Annotated in this window: 14 protein-coding genes and 1 pseudogene; 7 read left to right on the top strand and 8 right to left on the bottom strand. The window is 69.8% G+C overall.

The window, feature by feature from the left end; translation table 11 throughout:
• Positions 1 to 417 (top strand): DUF3558 family protein (locus QH276_RS16825; protein WP_280406804.1); only part of this gene is annotated, 417 nt, incomplete at its 5' end.
• A 161-nt stretch (positions 418 to 578) separates the two neighbouring features.
• On the top strand, positions 579 to 1,796 hold the full coding sequence (locus tag QH276_RS16820; protein WP_280399995.1) for a PucR family transcriptional regulator: 1,218 nt from the start codon (positions 579 to 581) through the stop codon (positions 1,794 to 1,796).
• A 3-nt stretch (positions 1,797 to 1,799) separates the two neighbouring features.
• Here the strand turns inward: QH276_RS16820 and QH276_RS16815 are convergent, their stop codons facing one another.
• On the bottom strand, positions 1,800 to 2,261 hold the full coding sequence (locus QH276_RS16815; RefSeq protein ID WP_280406803.1) for a hypothetical protein: 462 nt from the start codon (positions 2,259 to 2,261) through the stop codon (positions 1,800 to 1,802).
• Positions 2,262 to 2,501: 240 nt separating this feature from the next.
• Between QH276_RS16815 and QH276_RS16810 the strand changes: the two genes are divergently transcribed.
• Positions 2,502 to 3,278, top strand: a complete 777-nt coding sequence (locus QH276_RS16810) for a M50 family metallopeptidase (protein ID WP_280399997.1) — start codon at positions 2,502 to 2,504, stop codon at positions 3,276 to 3,278.
• 16 nt (positions 3,279 to 3,294) lie between these two features.
• On the opposite strand, the gene QH276_RS16805 is transcribed toward QH276_RS16810, so the two are convergent.
• Entirely contained in the window at positions 3,295 to 4,071 is a 777-nt protein-coding gene (locus QH276_RS16805; RefSeq protein ID WP_280399998.1) for a siderophore-interacting protein, read from the bottom strand.
• A gap of 151 nt (positions 4,072 to 4,222) precedes the next feature.
• On the opposite strand from QH276_RS16805, the gene QH276_RS16800 reads away from it, so the two are divergent.
• Entirely contained in the window at positions 4,223 to 5,464 is a 1,242-nt protein-coding gene (locus QH276_RS16800) for a phthiocerol/phthiodiolone dimycocerosyl transferase family protein (RefSeq protein ID WP_280399999.1), read from the top strand.
• A 23-nt stretch (positions 5,465 to 5,487) separates the two neighbouring features.
• Here the strand turns inward: QH276_RS16800 and QH276_RS16795 are convergent, their stop codons facing one another.
• Together QH276_RS16795 and QH276_RS16790 are read right to left on the bottom strand one after the other, a co-directional pair.
• Positions 5,488 to 6,816: a metallophosphoesterase gene (locus tag QH276_RS16795; protein WP_280400000.1), complete on the bottom strand. Its 1,329-nt coding sequence runs from the start codon at positions 6,814 to 6,816 to the stop codon at positions 5,488 to 5,490.
• A gap of 303 nt (positions 6,817 to 7,119) precedes the next feature.
• On the bottom strand, positions 7,120 to 9,225 hold the full coding sequence (locus tag QH276_RS16790; RefSeq protein WP_280400001.1) for an AMP-binding protein: 2,106 nt from the start codon (positions 9,223 to 9,225) through the stop codon (positions 7,120 to 7,122).
• Positions 9,226 to 9,550: 325 nt separating this feature from the next.
• On the opposite strand from QH276_RS16790, the gene QH276_RS16785 reads away from it, so the two are divergent.
• Positions 9,551 to 9,778, top strand: coding sequence for a hypothetical protein (locus QH276_RS16785; RefSeq protein ID WP_280400002.1), 228 nt, complete (start codon positions 9,551 to 9,553; stop codon positions 9,776 to 9,778).
• A 76-nt stretch (positions 9,779 to 9,854) separates the two neighbouring features.
• Entirely contained in the window at positions 9,855 to 10,775 is a 921-nt protein-coding gene (locus QH276_RS16780) for an LLM class F420-dependent oxidoreductase (RefSeq protein ID WP_280400003.1), read from the top strand.
• Between the two features lie 235 nt (positions 10,776 to 11,010).
• Here QH276_RS16780 and QH276_RS16775 read toward each other — a convergent pair whose 3' ends face one another.
• The 3 genes from QH276_RS16775 to QH276_RS16765 all read right to left on the bottom strand — a co-directional run bounded on the left by QH276_RS16775 (position 11,011) and on the right by QH276_RS16765 (position 16,234).
• Positions 11,011 to 12,501, bottom strand: a complete 1,491-nt coding sequence (locus QH276_RS16775) for a three-helix bundle dimerization domain-containing protein (RefSeq protein ID WP_280400004.1) — start codon at positions 12,499 to 12,501, stop codon at positions 11,011 to 11,013.
• A gap of 93 nt (positions 12,502 to 12,594) precedes the next feature.
• Complete coding sequence (locus tag QH276_RS16770; protein ID WP_280400005.1) at positions 12,595 to 14,172, bottom strand: phytoene desaturase family protein; 1,578 nt, start codon at positions 14,170 to 14,172, stop codon at positions 12,595 to 12,597.
• Between the two features lie 523 nt (positions 14,173 to 14,695).
• Positions 14,696 to 16,234 carry an AIM24 family protein gene (locus QH276_RS16765; protein WP_280400006.1) on the bottom strand — a complete coding sequence of 513 codons (1,539 nt, stop codon included), beginning with the start codon at positions 16,232 to 16,234 and terminating at the stop codon, positions 14,696 to 14,698.
• 274 nt (positions 16,235 to 16,508) lie between these two features.
• On the opposite strand from QH276_RS16765, the gene QH276_RS16760 reads away from it, so the two are divergent.
• Complete coding sequence (locus QH276_RS16760; protein ID WP_280400007.1) at positions 16,509 to 16,859, top strand: hypothetical protein; 351 nt, start codon at positions 16,509 to 16,511, stop codon at positions 16,857 to 16,859.
• A 79-nt stretch (positions 16,860 to 16,938) separates the two neighbouring features.
• On the opposite strand, the pseudogene QH276_RS16755 reads toward QH276_RS16760, so the two are convergent.
• Positions 16,939 to 17,145 (bottom strand): annotated as a pseudogene (locus QH276_RS16755) (cation:proton antiporter); the annotation flags it as partial.
• Positions 17,146 to 17,272 lie beyond the last annotated feature (127 nt).

Raw genomic sequence — 17,272 nt, 5'->3', positions numbered from 1 at the left:
GGCCCGCCCTCCGCGCGGGCCGCGGTCGGGCCCCCCCGCGCGCACCCCCCCGGCCTGCCCCCCGCGGCGGGGGCCCGGGCGGTGGCGCGGCGCCCCCACGTCGCCACCGAACCCGGCTGGGCGGGGTGCGGCTGGAGCGGTGCGGACGCGGCGGTCCGGGTGCTGTTCGCCACCGACGCCACACCCGGCGAGGTGGGCGGTGACCAGGTCACCCGGACCGAGGTCACCGTCGCGGGCCGGACCGGGCAGCGCCTGCACACGGGCGCCGCCGACAGCGCGGCCACCTGTAGCTACCTGCTGTCCACCGAGGACGGCGGACTCGTCCGGGTACGGGTGGACAGCGTCCCCACCGGCGGCGGCGCCTGCGTCCGGGCCGAGCGGGTGACCGGCGTCCTGGCACCGGCCCTCCCCGCCTGACCTGCCCTTCCGACCATAATCCGCACCACTGTGACCAGTCACAACACCGGCGGTTCGGCCTGCACGGTCGTCCAGTCGAGTTGGCAAAGAGGTCCCCTGTGCGAGACACGCTCGTTACTGTGGAGCCGCAGTCTCGCCACCCGGGGGTAGAAGGAGTCAGCATGACCGTCGACACGACCAGAACGAAGCTGACGCTATCCGGACAGCCCATGTCCGCACCGCTGCAGGACGTCCGCAAACTGTCCCGGCGGATGGTCGGTCATTTCGTGGAGAACGTGGTGCCGTGCGGCACACTCCCCGGTGACGCCATCTACGGCGATGTCACCACCATCACCCGCACCTGCCTCGAACTCGCGGTCAGCATGCTCGACGGCCAGGACATCCCGGAGAAAACCCGCAAATTGGAGAACGCCGCCGCCGGGTGGGCCCGGGAAGGGGTGCCGATCGACACCATCCACCACGCCGTGCACGAAGGTTTCCGGCTCGGCTTGGACCTGGTGGTCTCGAACGCGACCGTCACCGATTACTCGGCGCTGGTCGACGGCGCGAAACTCGTGGTCGAAATGCTCGACAAGATGACCGTCTGTATCTCCATGGCATACGTCCGGGAGTTGCGGTCGGTGGTCAGCGAACACCACACCGCGGTGCATACGCTGACCTCGGCGTTGCTGGGCGGGCACAGCACCTCGACCATGGCCCGGGAATGCGGGATCGAGATCGCGCCCGCCTATGTCGTTCTGGCCGTGGCCATTCCGGCCCACCCGGACGAATCCGTCGCCGCGCTGGACGGAAAAGTGGTGGCGCGCCGTAAATTGCGCCGCGTCCAGGCCGAACTCGCGACCCGCTGCAGTGACGCGGCCCTGTCGCTGCTCAGCGTCGACGGCGGCACCATCCTGTTGCCGGCCGGTGTGCTGAGCCCGGAGCAACTCGACGAACTGCTGCCCCAGCTGTCGCGGGCGGCGCAGGTGCCGATCAGCGCCGCCATGGTGGAAGCACCCACCGCGGAGGTACCGTCGGCCGCCGACCAGGCCCACGAACTGCTGGATATGGTGCAGCGGCTGGACTGTGTCCCCGGCCTGTACCGGTTCGACGATATGGCACTGGAATACCAGCTCACCCGCCCCGGACCCGGCCGGGAGTATCTCGGTTCGCTGCTCGATCCGCTCGACGACCATCCCGAACTGCTGGAAACGCTGCAACGGCATATCTCGAACAATCTCAACCGCCAGCGCACGGCCCGGCTCATGCATATCCACACCAACACCATCGACTACCGGCTGAAACGGGTCGCCCAGCTCACCGGCTTCGATCCGACCCAGCCGTCGGGCCTGTGGTATCTGCGGTCCGCGCTCGTCGCGCGCAGCTACCGGACCCCGTGAACCTCACGCCGGTTCCTGCCCGCTGCGCACCTGCGCCACATAGGCGCGCGATACCGCGGCGGTCAGCGTATCGAGCACATCCACCACGAACGAGCCGTCCAGGCCGTCGGCGGCCGGACTGCTCCGCAGTAATCGCGAATCGCTCAGCCCCAGGCCACTTTTCACTCCTTCGTGCAACGCATGCTGAATAACCTCGAGCGGTACCTCTTCACGCGCCCACCGGGCGGCCGCCACCTCGAGCCGGGCCAGCACCTGCCGGCCCGAGGGATCGGAATCGTCCAGCAGGGCCAGCGCCAGACCCAAGCCCACCCGGAACGCCGTCCCGAAATCCGCCACCGGGCGCTGGACGCTCGGGGTTCCCAGCGTGTGCACCGACCAGATCCGCAGCAATTCGGCCAGATCGGGCACATCGAACGTCTCGGCGGAGTCCTCCGGTTCGGGGTCGTACTGCCCACTCGTGCACATCCGTGCTCCCTCCGCCATGACCGAATACCGATATGGACAAACGTATAGTTATCCACTCGAGCCCGCGTGACTCAACGCGCGGACTTAGGTCCAGCTCGGAACGGGACCACCCAAAGATAGTGAGACGTCCCATCAACACATACCGGAAATTCGTGTATAGACCCATCGGGACCGCCGCCGGGGGCCACGAGCCCACCCTACGACGCGCATCCGCGGGCCACCCCCGGTTATGGTGCGGCGGTGGATACCGGTGATCTGATAGACCGCAGCAGTTCGATCGCGGAGCGGCTCACGACGACCCAGGCGGCACCACCGTCCTGGCTGGTACTCGCGACCGCCGTCGCGGCGCTGGTACTGGTCGGCTACGGGCCGCTGTGGCGGCTGACCCGCAATGTCGTCACCATCGCGCACGAGGGCGGGCATGCGCTGGTGGCACTGCTCAGCGGACGCCGGCTCAATGCGATCACCCTGCACTCCGATACGTCGGGGCTCACCGTCTCCAGCGGCAAACCCTACGGCTTCGGCATGATCTTGACCGCGCTCGCCGGATACCCGGCGCCGCCCCTGGTAGGGCTGGGTTTCGCCGCCCTGCTCGGCGCCGGGCGGATCACGCTCATGCTGTGGATCGCGATCGCCGCCCTGGCCGCCATGCTGGTGATGATCCGCAACGTCTACGGCGTGATCTCCGTAATGTCTACGGGTGCACTGGTTTTCGCGGTGTCCTGGTTCGGTTCCGATGCGCTGCAGGCCGGTTTCGCCTACCTGGCCACCTGGTTGCTGCTCTTGGCCGGGAGCCGCCCGGTGCTCGAATTGCAACGGACCCGGTCGCGCATGCGCGACGGGACCACCGATGCCGACCAGCTGGCCCGGCTCACCAAGCTGCCCGGCCTGCTGTGGGTGGCGGTGTTCCTCGCCGTCGCCCTCGGCGCCCTGGTGGCGGGCGCGGGGCTGCTGCTCTCGGCCACGGCCGGAATCTGCCTGCCGATACCCGGCGGCGCGCAATGCCCGGCGGGCTGATCGCCGGGCACCGGGGCTAGCCGGCCGATTCCGCCTCGGCCAGTTCCTTCTTCCAGACGCGGAATCCCTCTTCGGTCCGCCCGCGCCGCCAGTACCCGGAAATCGAGGCGAATTCGGCCGGAACACCGCGTTCCCGGCGGATATAGGCGCGCAGATTGTGCATCACGGCCTGCGCCTCGCCGTGGATGAACACCTGCGCCTGCCCGGGCAGCCAGGGCGCGGCGCGCACCGCGGTGATGAGCGGGGCGTTATCGCCGGCCCGGTCCTCACCGACCTCGTGCGCCGCACCACCACGATGCACCCAGGTGATATCCACCAGCGCCTTCGAGGGGAGGGCGATCTCGTCCGCACGGCCGGCGACCTCGATGAACACCTTCGCGGGCGCACCCTCGGGCAGGGCTTCCACCGCGGCGGAGATCGCGGGCAGCGCGGCCTCGTCGCCGGCCAGCAGATGCCAGTCGGCGTCGGCGCGCGGCGCGTAGGCGCCACTCGGCCCGAAGAAGGTGATCTGCTCACCCGGCCGGACCGCCGCGGCCCACGGACCGGCGATCCCCTCGTCGCCGTGCACCACGAAATCGATGGCGATCTCGCGGGCCGCGGTGTCCACCGACCGGACGGTGTAGGTGCGCATGACCTCACCGTCGGGACGGTCGAACAGCAGCTTCACATAGGCGTCGGTGAATTCGTTGCCGGTGAAATCGTCGAATCCGGGATCCCCCAGGTATACGCGGACGATATGGGGGCTGAGCCATTCGGTCCGGGCGACGGTCATGGTCGTGCGTTTCCTGGCCATCCGGCCTCCTCACTTAATTAGGTTTACCTAAGCAAACGTACCAGCCATATCGGAGCCGCTGTGTAGCATCCGTCTCGGCCCGGCCGAAATATGAGGCAAATACGCGCTTTTCGATTAATCTCACTGCAAAGATCCGGACAGAGGCACCATAATGACCGCGGCTACCGTCATCCGTCCGCTGGCACCCAGCGAACAGATCTTCGCATTCAGCGAGGTGTTCGTCGGATACTGCGCGCGGGTGTCCGGCCCGCTGGACACCGCTGCCCTGGCCGCGGCGTACGAGGCCCTGGTCACGGCCCATCCGATGCTCGGCGCCCAGCTCACGCCGAGCGAACCGGCCGGCCATACGCTCGTCACCGCCGGACCGCCGGAAACCGTGCTGACCGTCGCCGACGGCGACCCGGAGCAGCTGCTCACCGGGGCGGATCCGGATCAGCGGCGCGCGCTCGGCTCGGTGCACGTGGTGCGCTCCGGTGCGCGAGCGAGCGTCACCCTGCTCGTCCACCACAGTATCGCCGACGCGACCCACGCACTGCACCTCTACGAGCGTTTGTGGCACTGCTACGCCACCGCCGCCACGGGCCGCGTCCCCGCCCTCGCGCCGCTCCGGCAGCCCCGGCCGGTGGAGGATCTGCTCAGCGCCCGCGGAATCGTCCGGCGGCCCCTCCCGGACGGAACCGGGCCACCGCGCGACGCACCCCCGCTACCCCCGCCCGACGCGCTGACCGCCAACGACCAGCCGTACCCGCCGCTGATCACCACCCGCTGCCGGCTCAGCCGGGAGCACACCGGGGCGCTCGCGGCCCGCGGGCACCGCGCCGGGGTGACGGTGCACAGTCTCGTGGCCGCGGCCCTGTTGCTCACCGAAGCCGAGGCCCGGCAGGTCCCGGTGACGGCCCTGCAGTGTTCGTATTCGGTCGATCTGCGGCGCCGGGTCCGCCCGCCGATCGGCCCGGTGGAGGGCACGAACGTCCTGGGTTTCGCGAGCTACCGGCCGCCTCCGGGCGCTCCCGGCACGCTCCCGGGGCTGGCCCACGGGGTGTTCCATGCTTTGCGGGCCGGCCTCACCACCGGTTACATCCAGCAGACTCCGCTGCAACTGCCCGATACCCTGGCCGCACCACCGGCGAACCCGTTCGACACGGTGATGACCACGAACTGGGGCCGATTACCCCGGTTGTCCGCACCCGCCCTGCGGATCGACGACTTCCGCACCACCATGATCGCCAAACCCGACCGCACCGGCCGCCGCCCGCCGCAACCCGGCGGCGGTACCAGCATCATCTCCACCTACGACGACCGGCTCAGTATCGAAATCCATCATCCGCCGGAATTCATCCCCGTCCAGCTACCGCGGATCGAACGCCTGCGTGCACTGCTCACCCGGCTCTGAGACGGTCCTGCCGGCACCACCGCTCAGACCCCCTGCAGGGATGCCAGCTCCAGCACCGTGATATCGGACGGTGCCGCCACCCGGACCGGCGGCCCCCATGCCCCCGCGCCACGGGTCACGTACAGCGCGGTCGCCCCGTACAGCTCCAATCCGGCGACAGTCGGATTGGCCGCCCGCGCCAGCAGGTTCCCGGGCCACAGTTGCCCGCCGTGGGTATGACCCGACAATTGCAGGTCCACCCCGTAGCGCACCGAGTCGTGTACCACCACCGGCTGGTGTGCCAGCAGTACGCAGGTACGTTCCGGATCCCGGCCGTCCAGCGCCGCCCCGAAATCGGGGCCGCGGCCCACCTCGGTCCCGGCGGGATCATCGACCCCGGCGAGGTCGAAATCCGGCAGGCTCACCCGGCTGTTGAGCAGCACCTGCATCCCGAGCTCACCCACTCGAGCCAGCCAGGCGTCGGCATCGGAGTAGTACTCGTGGTTTCCGGGGACGAAGAAGGTGCCCAGGGGGGCGCTCAGCCCGGCCAGCGGCTCCGTTTCCGCGCGCAGGTCCGCGACACTGCCGTCGGTGAGGTCGCCGACCATCGCGATCAGGTCGGGCCGGGTCTCGTTCACCGTCGCGACCACCCGTTCACAGAAACCGCGGCCGAGCGCCGGGCCCAGATGCAGATCGCTGACCAGGGCGATCCGCAGGCCGTGGGCCTGCGCGGGCAGTTTGGCCAGCGGTACGGTGACGCGGCGTACCAGCGGGCCGTCGAGCACCCCGTAGGTTCCGGTACCGACCACCGCACCCGCCGCGAGCACCGTCGCCCCGGCCGCCAGCCGGGAGATGAGCATCCGGCGCGAAAGCGGTTCCCGGCCCGGTGCCGCGGGGCCGGCGTCCTCCGGCGGGGGTGGCGGCGCGGCCGCGGGAAGTTCCCCGGCACCGGGTACCGCACCACCGACCGCGGCGCCGACAGGTGCCGCGGCGGGCGCGCGGTCGTCCGTGGCGGGCGCGGGGGCGGCGGGCGGCGCGGCGGTACCGGGATCGCGACGGTCCAGCGCACGCAACAGCAGCGGCCGCACGATCTCCCCGGCCAGCACGCCGATCAGCAAGTAGAGGAACAGCGCCGCCCACAGCAAACCGGGCCAGGCCAGAACACGCCAGGTATCCCAGGTCGCGCCGGCCAGCAACGCACCGAACCCACCACCCATCAGCACCGCGCCGAGTGCCAGTACCCCGGCACCGACCGGCCGCCAGACCGATCCTTCTCGCGTGGTGTCGCGAACCAGCCGCCGCCACAGGTACCAGTGCAGCCCGGCGAGCGCCACCGCCACGGCCAGTCCTGCGAGCACGGAAACTACTACCACGGAGGTTTGCCTCTCCCGACCGATTGCCTATGCGGATGCTGAATCTACCCGCGCCCGCTCGGCGGCCCGTGCCCCCGGCACCTGTTACGCGACGCCGCGGCGCTCCCGAGAGGCCGGCCGGGTATCCGGCAATCGCGAATAACACCATGTCACCGCGAATATCGGATCGATCAGCATCACATGGGCATTCACCGGCGGCCGGCCCCTGCCCTATGTTCGGTCGGACGCCGCCCGTGGCGGGTGGCCCGTTCGTGGATCCGACCGGCTCCGCCGCCGTTGCCCGGCCACCCCGGTGTGCCGCGGTTACGCCGACCCGCTCACACCCAGCCCGCCCATACCCGCCGGCGGCAGGTCACCGTTGTTCCCCCCGGCCAGTAGCCATTTCAGGATCTTTCCGGTCTCCCCGCGCGGCAGCGCCGGCAGGAAGGTCACGTCGCGGGGCACCGAGAACCGGCTCAGACGATGCCGGATATAGGTGCGCACCATGTCCGGATCCAGTCCGGACCCTTCGTGTTTCACCACGAAGGCGGCCAGTCGCTGGCCGAATTCCGGGTCCGGCACACCCACCACGGCGACCTCGCTCACCTGTGGAAGATGCGACAGGGCTTCCTCCACGGGCCGCGGGAATACGTTCTCGCCACCGGAGATGATCATCTCGTCGTCGCGCCCGGCGATGAAGAGCCGGCCGTTGACATCGAAGTAACCGACATCCCCGGTATCGAGCATGCCGTGCGCTTCCTCGGGCGGAGCGGCGTTCACATAGCCGTCGAAGAGCATGTGATTGGCGACGAACACATGCCCGGTGGCGCCGAGCGGGACGGGTTTGTGGTCGGGGCCGAGCACCGCGACCCGGGTACCGAGCGGCGGCCGGCCCGCGGTGGTGGGTGCGAAGCGCAGGTCCGCCGGCGTCGCGATGGTTGCCCAGGAGACCTCGGTGGAGCCGTAGACGTTGTAGAGGATATCGCCGTAGGCGTCCATGAACCGCAGGACCGTGGCCCCGGCCAGCGGCGCCCCGCAACTGATCACGTGCCGCAGGCTCGAGGTGTCGTAACGGGCACGCACCGCCGCCGGCAGGTCCAGAATCCGGTTGACCATGGTCGGCACCACGATCATCGTGGCGACCCGATGCTCGGCGACCAGCCGCAGGCACTCCTGCGCATCGAACCGTTCCGGCAGGATCACCGTCGAACGCAGTGCGGTACTGAGTTGCAGCCCGGCCAGCCCCCAGGTGTGGAAGAGCGGGGCGGGAATGAGCATCGCCGATTCCATGTCCAGCGGAATCCGCGACAGCAGCGCGGCGATGGTACCGAAACCCTTGGGGTGCGGGCGGCGCGCTCCTTTCGGGACCCCGCTGGTGCCGGAGGTCAGCACGATCAACCGGCCGGGGTGGGCCGGAACCCGGAAATCGGTCTCCCCCATCTCGATCAGATCGTCGATGGTGTAGCGGTCCGGTACCGGCGGGCGCAGATCGGTGTTGAACCGCGGCAGATCGCCGTGCAGATACTGCACCAGTTCTTCCAGGTCACCGTCCACGAACAGCGCCGAAAGCCGATGGCGCTGCACGATCTGCTCGATCGTGCGGGCCGCCAGCCCGGCATTGAGCAGCGCGACATCGACCCCGAGTTTGCCTGCCGCGACCATGGTTTCGACCATTCCGGCGTGGTTGCGGGACAGCAGCCCGATGGCATCGCCGGCGCCGAACCCCGCCGACGCCAGCGCACCGGCCAGCGCGGTGGTGCGCTGGTCCATCTCCGCGAAGGTACGGTCGCCCCGATCGTCGATCACGGCGAGCCGGTCGGGCGAATAGGCGGCACCCGCGGCGTACCCGCCGGCCAGGTTGAAACCCCATTTGTTCAGCGAGAGCAGCTGTTTGACCGCGACCTGTGCGCGGGTACGCACCACACCGCTGGCGGTGACCTGCCGGAACACCCCGAGATTGCGGCGCACCGAGGAGGCATCGCCGTTGGCCACGACCGAGGTGCGGGCGCCGCGCACGATATCGGTCATCCGGCGCAGACCCTTGACAGCCCACTCCTGTACGGCGGAATTCGACAGGCCCGCAACATGCCGATGTACCCGGCCGGGGGTGAAGAAGGTGATCGAGACGCGGCTGCGGTCGCCCTCGCCGGTCAGCCGCAGGGCGGCGAAACTGCCGATCTCCGGCGCGTGCAGTTCCACACTTTCGTACCAGCGGCCGGCGACCACCCGGACCCGCAGGATCCGGATTCCGGCGGCCGGGGTGCCGATCCGGAATTCGAACACCGGCTGCCGGCCGGGCAGGTCCAGCCGGGAGCAGGCGCCGATCCCGGTGAATACGCGCGGATAGGTCTGCGGGTCCAGCAGCAGGTCCCAGATCGCGGCCCGCGCCGCGGGCAGATCCGCGACCACATCGATGACGTCGGTAACCAACTCGTACAACTTCTCGTCGGCCCGCAACGGACAACTGGGTCGGCGGGGTTCCCCATCTGTAACCTGACTCACAATAGTCGGCGCCTACCGTTATTACCAGTGAGTAACCCCCGCGCCGGGGCGCTCTGTGACAGGTCACGAAGCGAATTGCCGAATATTCACCCGTCGTCCGGAAAGGCCGCCGACCTCGCCGTTGGAGGTTGCCCAAACCGGCCGGTAACCACAGTGTGAGAGGTCCCAGCCGCGGCTCACTCCGCCTACACACCCACTGTGCGCGAACTACATTCGGCGCTGTATCACACGCTCCGACTCCGGAGGAAACACAATGCCCGAAACCAAACGCCGGGTCGCGCTCACCCGCGCCGACGAAATCCTCAACTACTTCGGAAAATGCAAATCCTGCGGCTATCCGGCGCGGGCCGAATCGTATCGGCGGATCTACGACAACGGAGAAGCCGACACCGTGGTCATCGCCAGCTGCTCGCTGCCGTGCGGCTGGTCGGACCAGGTACTGCCGACGACGATGACCGGCCCCGCCGCACGACTGGTCTGAGCCCGGCAGCGCGGCGGCAGGCCCGCATCGGCCACCCGATCCGGCACCCGGCCGGCCGTGCGGCACGATAGGCCTCATGGAACTGCGTATCTTCACCGAACCGCAGCAGGGCGCGGACTACACGACACTCCTGCGGGTGGCCCGGACCACGGAGGAACTCGGCTTCGACGGCTTCTTCCGGTCCGACCACTATCTGCACATGGGCTCCGTGGACGGCCTGCCCGGTCCGACCGATGCGTGGATCACCCTGGCCGGCCTGGCCCGGGAGACCAGCCGGATCCGGCTCGGCACCCTCGTCGCCGCGGCCACCTTCCGGCTGCCGGGTCCGCTGGCGATCCAGGTGGCGCAGGTGGACCAGATGTCGGGCGGCCGGGTGGAGCTCGGTCTCGGCACCGGCTGGTTCGCCGAGGAGCACACCGCGTACGGTATCCCGTTCCCGGACAACAAATTCGACCGCCTCGAGGAACAGCTCGCGGTGATCACCGGCCTCTGGGAAACCGCGCTCGGTGACACCTTCGATTTCACCGGCAAGTACTACGAACTCGTCCGTTCCCCGGCCCTGCCGAAACCGGTCCAGCAGCCCGTACCGGTGATCGTCGGCGGCCTCGGCCCCACCCGGACACCACGTATCGCCGCGCAGTACGCGAGCGAGTTCAATCTGCCGTTCGTCTCCCCTGCCGACAGCGCCGCCCAGTTCGACCGCGTCCGCGCCGCCCTGGCCGCGCAGGGCCGGCCTGCCGACAGCATGGTGTACTCCAACGCACTGGTCGCCTGCGTGGGCACCAGCGAGGCGGAGATCGCCCGCCGGGCCGCCGCGATCGGCCGTGAGGTGGACGAACTGCGCACCAACGGGCTTGCCGGTTCACCGGCCGAAGTGGTCGACAAGATCGGCCGCTACCGCGAGATCGGTACCCAGCGTATCTACCTGCAGATCCTGGACCTGGCCGATCTCGAACACCTCGCGCTCATCGCCAACGAGGTCGCCACCCAGCTCTGACATACCCGCTGCCGGCCCGCGGATCCGCGGGTCGGCCCGCGCGGGCGAGCGGCTCCGCACCCGGCGGCCGGCGCACCGGGCCCGGGGGTCCGCGGCGGCCTCGGGCCGCGGCCGGTTACCCGGCGACGGTCGGCGTACGTTGCCGCGAACGGACTCGCGAGCACGGACTGTGCCACGGCCGCAATGCCGAGAATCCGGGCAAGCCCGCGCCCTTACGCGGGGTCGCCGAACCGCGTCAGTAGGCGCCCGCGACCCCGTCGAGCAGATGTTCCAGGGTTTCGAAGGCCGGCACATCGACGACGTCGACGAGGTCCTGAGCGACCGGCACCTTGTGTTCGGTGACCACCTCGTCGAATCGGGCGGTGTCGCCGGTCCGGAAACCGTGTTCGGCGGCCAGCGACTGCAGGTCGGGGTCGTTGTGCAGCAAGGCCCCGATCTGCTCGCCCTCGGGGGTGAGCGGTACCAGCGTATGCCGGGATACCACGGTCGGTGACGGGTACAGCAGCACCATATCGGGTCGCAACCGGCCCTCGACCGCCGCGGCGACGTACTGCGCCTCGTAGATCCAGGTCATCGGTGTCGCGCCCATCCCGGCGGTGAGGTACTCCTCGAACGGGCCCGCGCTCGAGCCCTCGGTATAGCCCTGGGCGAGGAAGAGCCGCTGCAAGGTGGGCAGCACATGCTGTTCGGCCGTCGCGCCGCGCACCACGGCATGATCGTTGACCACATAGCCGGCCACCGCTAGGTACATGGCGGCCGAATTGGAGGTCCGGATATCGGTGGTACTCACCAGGATGTTCTTCTCGACCGGATAGGTGCGGTTGCCGGGCAGTTCGTCCCACTGCACACCGCGCTGCACCATATCGATATAGGCGGAGAAGTCGAGCGCCGGAACCGGGCCGTCGTACTTCACCGCACCGGCCGCGTCGAGCAGCTGCACGATGGGTTCGAAGGTGGCGATCGCCATCGGCGAATAGAACGGCGTGAACTGCGTCCGGACGCCCACTTCGCGTTTCAGTTTCTCGGCCGCGGGCAGACTGGACGGGAAGGCGAAAGCTTGACCACCGAGATCGACCGAGGTGGAGATCTCCCGCGACCCAGCCGCTTTCACCCGGACATCGAACCCGTGCGCGGCGAAGATCTCCGCGACCCGCTCATCGCCGAAGAACGCCATCTTCTCCGAGCCCACCACGCCGGTGACCCCGGTCAGCGGCGCCCCCGCGACGGGTGCGGCCGCCTGCACGGATCCGGAATCGGGCCTGGTCACCGCCCAGGCTGCCGCGCCCGCCGCCACCACTCCGGCACCGGCCAGCACGAACAGGCCACGCCGGTCGGTGGCGAGGGCGCGGACCCGGTCGGGCAGCGCCGGGCCACCGGCTCCCGCGGCGATCCGCTCGGTGGGTGCGGCGGAATCATCCGTACCCGCGCCGGCGGTACCGGCCGCGTCCTCGGCCGGATCCAGTTGCCGGCGAACCGCGCGCTCGACCAGGATGGGCACGAAATCCCGGACCTTGCTGTCGGCGAAGCGATCGTGCGCACTCCGGACGGCACCACCCACCTCGGCGGCCGTACGGTCCTGCGCATACGCGGCCGCGAGCCGGTTCTCCAGATCGCGGATCGCCTTCTGCTCGCGCGCGGCTTTGTCGTCGGGGGCCTCACCCTTGGGTGCGGTTTCGAGTGCCACGTACATCTCCTCGGCGCCGGATATCGAACTGGAATCGAACACCCGCCGGGCCGATCCACAGCCGACAACCCTACCGCCACACCGTATTCGGATACTCCCACGGACGAGCAGTGCAGCCGATTCTCCGACCAGAATTCACCGCGCATTTCCCGGCCGCTGGGCGGCGGTTTCCTCGAGAACGGCCATGGCGGCATTGTGCCCGCCGATACCGCTCACGCCGCCACCGCGGACGGTGCCGGCACCGCACCGCAGAACGGTGCGGTGCGCGGTATCCACACCCCAGCGCTGCGCCGGTGTGCCGGCGGGTTCGGTGCGGTACGGGAAGGACAGGTCGCCGTGGAAGATATGCCCGCCGGGCAGGCGTAGCGAACGCTGCAGATCGACCGGGCTGGCCGCGTCCAGGCACGGCCGGCCGTGGGCGTCGCGGGCCAGGCATTCGGTGAGGGGTTCGGCGAGTACCGCGTCCAGTTGGGCCAGCGTCGCGGCGACCGCCGCATCCTTCGTGGCCTGTGGGTCGTCCGCGAAAAGGCTTGCCGGTGTGTGCAGTCCGAAGAGAGTGAGCGTATACCGGGCGGTGTCCCCCGGTCCGGCGATTGTCGGGTCGGTGAGCGTATGACAGTAGATCTCCGACGGCGGCGCCGTGGGGAGGCGCCCGGCCGCCGCATCCCGGTAGGCCTGCTCGAGTTGTTCGTAGGATTCGGCGATATGGAAGGTGCCGGCGAAGGCGTCACGCGGATCCGTTCCCGGATCCCGCAGGCGGGGTAGCCGGTCCAGCACCATATTGATCTTCAGTTGCGCGCCTTGCGGTTCCGTACCCGCAGGTTCGCCCAGCAGCCGGGCCAGCTCGGCGGGGGCGGCGTTGGCCAGAACGTACCGGCAGCCGACCGTGGACTCGTCCGCACCGGCGGTCGCGAAGCTCACCTGCGCGGTCTTGCCGTCCGTCTCGATCCGGGTCACCTCCGCTCCGGTCACCAGTTCGGTTCCCGCCTGCCGGCCTGCCTCGATCAGGGCATCGGTCAACGCGCCCATCCCGCCCACCGGCACATCCCAGTCGCCGGTGCCGCCACCGATCACGTGGTAGAGAAAGCACCTGTTCTGGGTGAGGGATTCGTCGTGCGCATGCGTGAACGTACCGATCAGCGCATCGGTGAAAACGACACCCCGTACGAGATCGTCGGCGAAGAACGTTTCGATCGTCGCACCCAGCGGCTGATCGAACAGCGCCGCCCATGCCTCGTCCCCGACCCGCCGGCGGAGTTCGGCGCGGGTGGGCAGGGGTTCGGTCAGGGTCGGGAACACGGCCCGGGCGACCTCCCCGGTCATCGCGTAGAACCGTTGCCAGGCCGCGAAATCCCGCTCGGATCCGGTGACACGGACGAAGCTCTCCCGGGTCGCCGACGGCGACTCGTTGTCGACCAGCAGGCCCGTGTGCCCGGCCGGGGTGTAGGACGATATCCGCCGCTTCCGGGTGCGGAACCGCAGGCCCAGATCGCGGACGATCCGGTCCGGCAGCAGGCTGACCAGATACGAGTACCGCGACAACCGGATATCGACCCCGTCGAACAACCGCGCCGAGACGGCCGCGCCCCCGGCGGCCGCCGCCTGCTCGAGCACGAGAACCGACAGTCCCGCGCGGGCCAGGTACGCGGCCGCCACCAGCCCGTTGTGCCCGCCACCGACGATTACTACGTCGTACCGAGAGCGCATCACCATATGTCGTCGATACCACACCGCGGCCGCAGCGCAGGCCCGCCCATCAGCGTGATGTCGCCACCGGACCCGCGATACCGCGCGCCGGATAGCGGCCGATACCGCGCGCCGGGCCCACGCCGCTGTCGCGTTTCAGCCGATATGCACTCGACGTGGTGAACGCCCGGCTGCCCGGCCCCACAACACTGCTCGGCACCGCGAACCTGCCGCCCCGCCGTTCCCGCAACCCACCGCGCTGATGCCACAACCACCGGGGCGATACCGCGTGCAGCCTGCGGCGCCGAGAGCAGCAACCGCCGCTCGACACGACGACGCTGCCTCCGCCATACCCCGCGGGTCTCGGTACGAGGAGACCGCACAAGCCGCCCGGCGGACCATGAGCACCTGGTCACGGAACGAGTGCCCACGGCGCTGCCACGGTGTCTGCGGGGCAGGTCCTGGACCCACCCGGCCGATCCGCGCGCCGCGGCGCGGCCCGGCACGACCGCCGCGGCGTCGCCGCACCGCACGGCCCGGGGAACTACAGCTAGCCGAGCAGACCGCCGAGCAGGCCCCCGCTCTGCCCTGCCTCCTGCCCGCCACCGGTACCGCCGAGGAATCCACCCGGCGGCAGTTCGGAGGGCTGCACGATGACGAAACCGCGCCCCGAGAAGGAGAGCGTGATACCTTCCCCGGTGCTGCGGCCCATGAGCCGGCCCAGCCCGAACGAATCGTTACGTTTCACCCCGGTCTGCAGACTCGACGACCAGGCGATCGCCGCCTGCGGGTCGGCATAGGTGGGCTGGTCGACGTTGAGCACCACCGGGGTGCCGTGGCTGGTGATGGCGATCCGGCCGCGGCCGGAGAACACGCAGTTGAACAGGCCGGCGTTACTGGCGAAACCGGCCGCGCCCTGGACCATCCGGATGTCGTAGCCCAGTGTCGGGTCGAAGGCGAGCACGTTCGATCCGTTGATGGTGAGCCCGTCGGTGCCGTCCAGATCGATGATGTGTACATCGGCGGCACCGTTGGCGACGAAGAGATCACCGCGGCCGGAGACCTTCATCAGCGGGACGCCCTCGCCGGTGAGCCGCTGCTGGATGGCCCGGCCGATCCCGCCGGAGCCGAGCGCCTGGAAATGCAGATCACCCTGGTAGGCGACCATGGAGCCGGAGCGGACCAGCGTTTCGCCGTTCACCCCGACCTTGATCATCTTGCCGCCCTGTTTCTGGATGCCCATACCAGAGACTTCGGCATGACGCGGGTCGAACAGCTCGCTGTGCATCGGCTGAGCTCCTTGCTGAGGAAAGTGTGCTGGATTGTGCTGGGGCGCCGGCGGCGGCACCGGGGCCGCCGCCGGATAGGCGGCGGGCGGATACGGCTGCTGGGGCGGATAACCGGGCGGGGGCTGGTGCCCCGGATACGGCGCCGCAGGCGGATACGCCGGGGCCGGCGGGGCGGCGGGCGGGTAACCGGCGGCCGGTGGTGGCGCCGGATAGGGTTGTGCCGCAACAGGGTTGGCGACCATGGTCGGATCCGTCCGGGAGGCCTGCGGTGGTGCCGGTGGGGGTGCGGCCGGCGGCACCGGATCGTCGTCCACGTTGACGCCGAAATCGGTGGCGATCCCGGCCAGGCCGTTGTCGTAGCCCTGCCCCACCGCGCGCACCTTCCAGGCGCCCGCACGGCGGTAGATCTCCACGCACACCACGGCCGTTTCGGTACTCAATCCGGAGACCGGGAAGGTGAGCGTGCCCTGCGGCCCGGTGATCGTCGCCGTCAGCGAACCCACCGCGCCGAACGTCGGTGGTCCACTGCCGTCCAGGCTGGCGGTGACCACGACCTTGTCGATCTCGGCCGGTAGCACCGGCGTCTGCACATCGACCACGTCCCCGGCGCCGCGGCCGTGCCGGTAGGTGACGCCGGGCCCCACGGGCTGGTTGAAGAAGACGAAGTCTCCGTCCGACCGGACCTTACCGTTGGCGGCGAGCAGCAGCGCCGAGACATCCACCGGCGCCGAGCATGTCACTGTGACGGTCAAACGATCGCCCGGCGCGGGCCGGTTCTCCCCCGGAGCGAGTGCGGTCACGTCTGATCACCTCGACTCGACGCGTACCGGTGGTTTCCGGTCCGCCGAGTTCCCCGGCGCGTGGCCGGGCACTCGTTCGATTCCTGATACACACCGACGAGTCTGACCGATACCGGCCGCGCCGCGCCACCGCGCGCCCCGCCGGTCATCGCCACCTGCGGCGATCCGCGATCGCCGAACCTGAGAACTTTCACAGCAGGAGCACAGCCAACCGACAGGCCGCGACGGCACTCTGGAATCAGACCAGCGGAACTCGGCCTCCGGGAGGAACCTCATGGTGGATATCGAGATCACCGGCACCACCGTCACCGTCCATGTCCGTGGTACGCACCGGGTGCTGTCGCTGTGCGACCGGATCACCTTCGATCTGGCGAATATCGTGGCCGTCGAACCGGCCGAAATAGATCGCCGCCCGCCCTGGGTCCGCGCACCGGGCGCGTTCTTCCCCGGGGCGATCGCGGCCGGGACATTCCGCGGTAAAGGCCGGAAGGAATTCTGGGACACCCTGTTCGGCGGGAAAGCGGTACGCATCGAACTACGCGGCACCGATTACACCCGGCTGGTGGTCGATGTCGAGGACCCCGGTACCGTACTGCGGGCACTGCGCTCGGCCGCTGCCGCCTGAGCGGCGGCACCGGGTTCGCCGATCGGCCTTCTTCGCCGCGGAGGCCGATCGGCGGATCACGGCCCGTCGGTGCCGCCCGTTATTCGTCGGCCGAATCCGGTTCCGGTTTGGGCTGGCGGGTGACGATCCGCAGCACCGGTTCCACCACGCGCGCCGCGATCGGCCCGACCACCGCCATCAACAGGACGTAGGTGGTGGCCAGTGCCGCGAACTCGTCCGGGACGGCGCCCGCCGCCACGGCCAGGCCGGCGATGACGATGGAGAATTCACCACGCGCCACCAGCGCCGGGGGGGGGGGGGGGGCGGCCCCCCCCCCCGCGCCCCCGCCCGGGGGGGGGGCGCCCCCCCCCGGGGGGGGGGGGGGGGGGGGGGGGGGGGGGGGGGGGCGGGGGGCGCCCCCCGGCCGCGCGGGG

Origin of the sequence: Nocardia carnea (assembly GCF_029869215.1) — a bacterium.
Taxonomy (GTDB): Bacteria; Actinomycetota; Actinomycetes; order Mycobacteriales; family Mycobacteriaceae; genus Nocardia; species Nocardia carnea_B.
This window is presented reverse-complemented; position numbering and strand designations above follow the sequence as displayed.

Coding starts and splice junctions, on each gene's coding strand:
- QH276_RS16820 (WP_280399995.1), top strand. CDS start 579: ATGACCGTCGACACGACCAGAACGAAGCTGACGCTATCCGGACAGCCC.
- QH276_RS16815 (WP_280406803.1), bottom strand. CDS start 2,261: ATGTGCACGAGTGGGCAGTACGACCCCGAACCGGAGGACTCCGCCGAG.
- QH276_RS16805 (WP_280399998.1), bottom strand. CDS start 4,071: ATGGCCAGGAAACGCACGACCATGACCGTCGCCCGGACCGAATGGCTC.
- QH276_RS16800 (WP_280399999.1), top strand. CDS start 4,223: ATGACCGCGGCTACCGTCATCCGTCCGCTGGCACCCAGCGAACAGATC.
- QH276_RS16785 (WP_280400002.1), top strand. CDS start 9,551: ATGCCCGAAACCAAACGCCGGGTCGCGCTCACCCGCGCCGACGAAATC.
- QH276_RS16780 (WP_280400003.1), top strand. CDS start 9,855: ATGGAACTGCGTATCTTCACCGAACCGCAGCAGGGCGCGGACTACACG.
- QH276_RS16770 (WP_280400005.1), bottom strand. CDS start 14,172: ATGGTGATGCGCTCTCGGTACGACGTAGTAATCGTCGGTGGCGGGCAC.
- QH276_RS16760 (WP_280400007.1), top strand. CDS start 16,509: ATGGTGGATATCGAGATCACCGGCACCACCGTCACCGTCCATGTCCGT.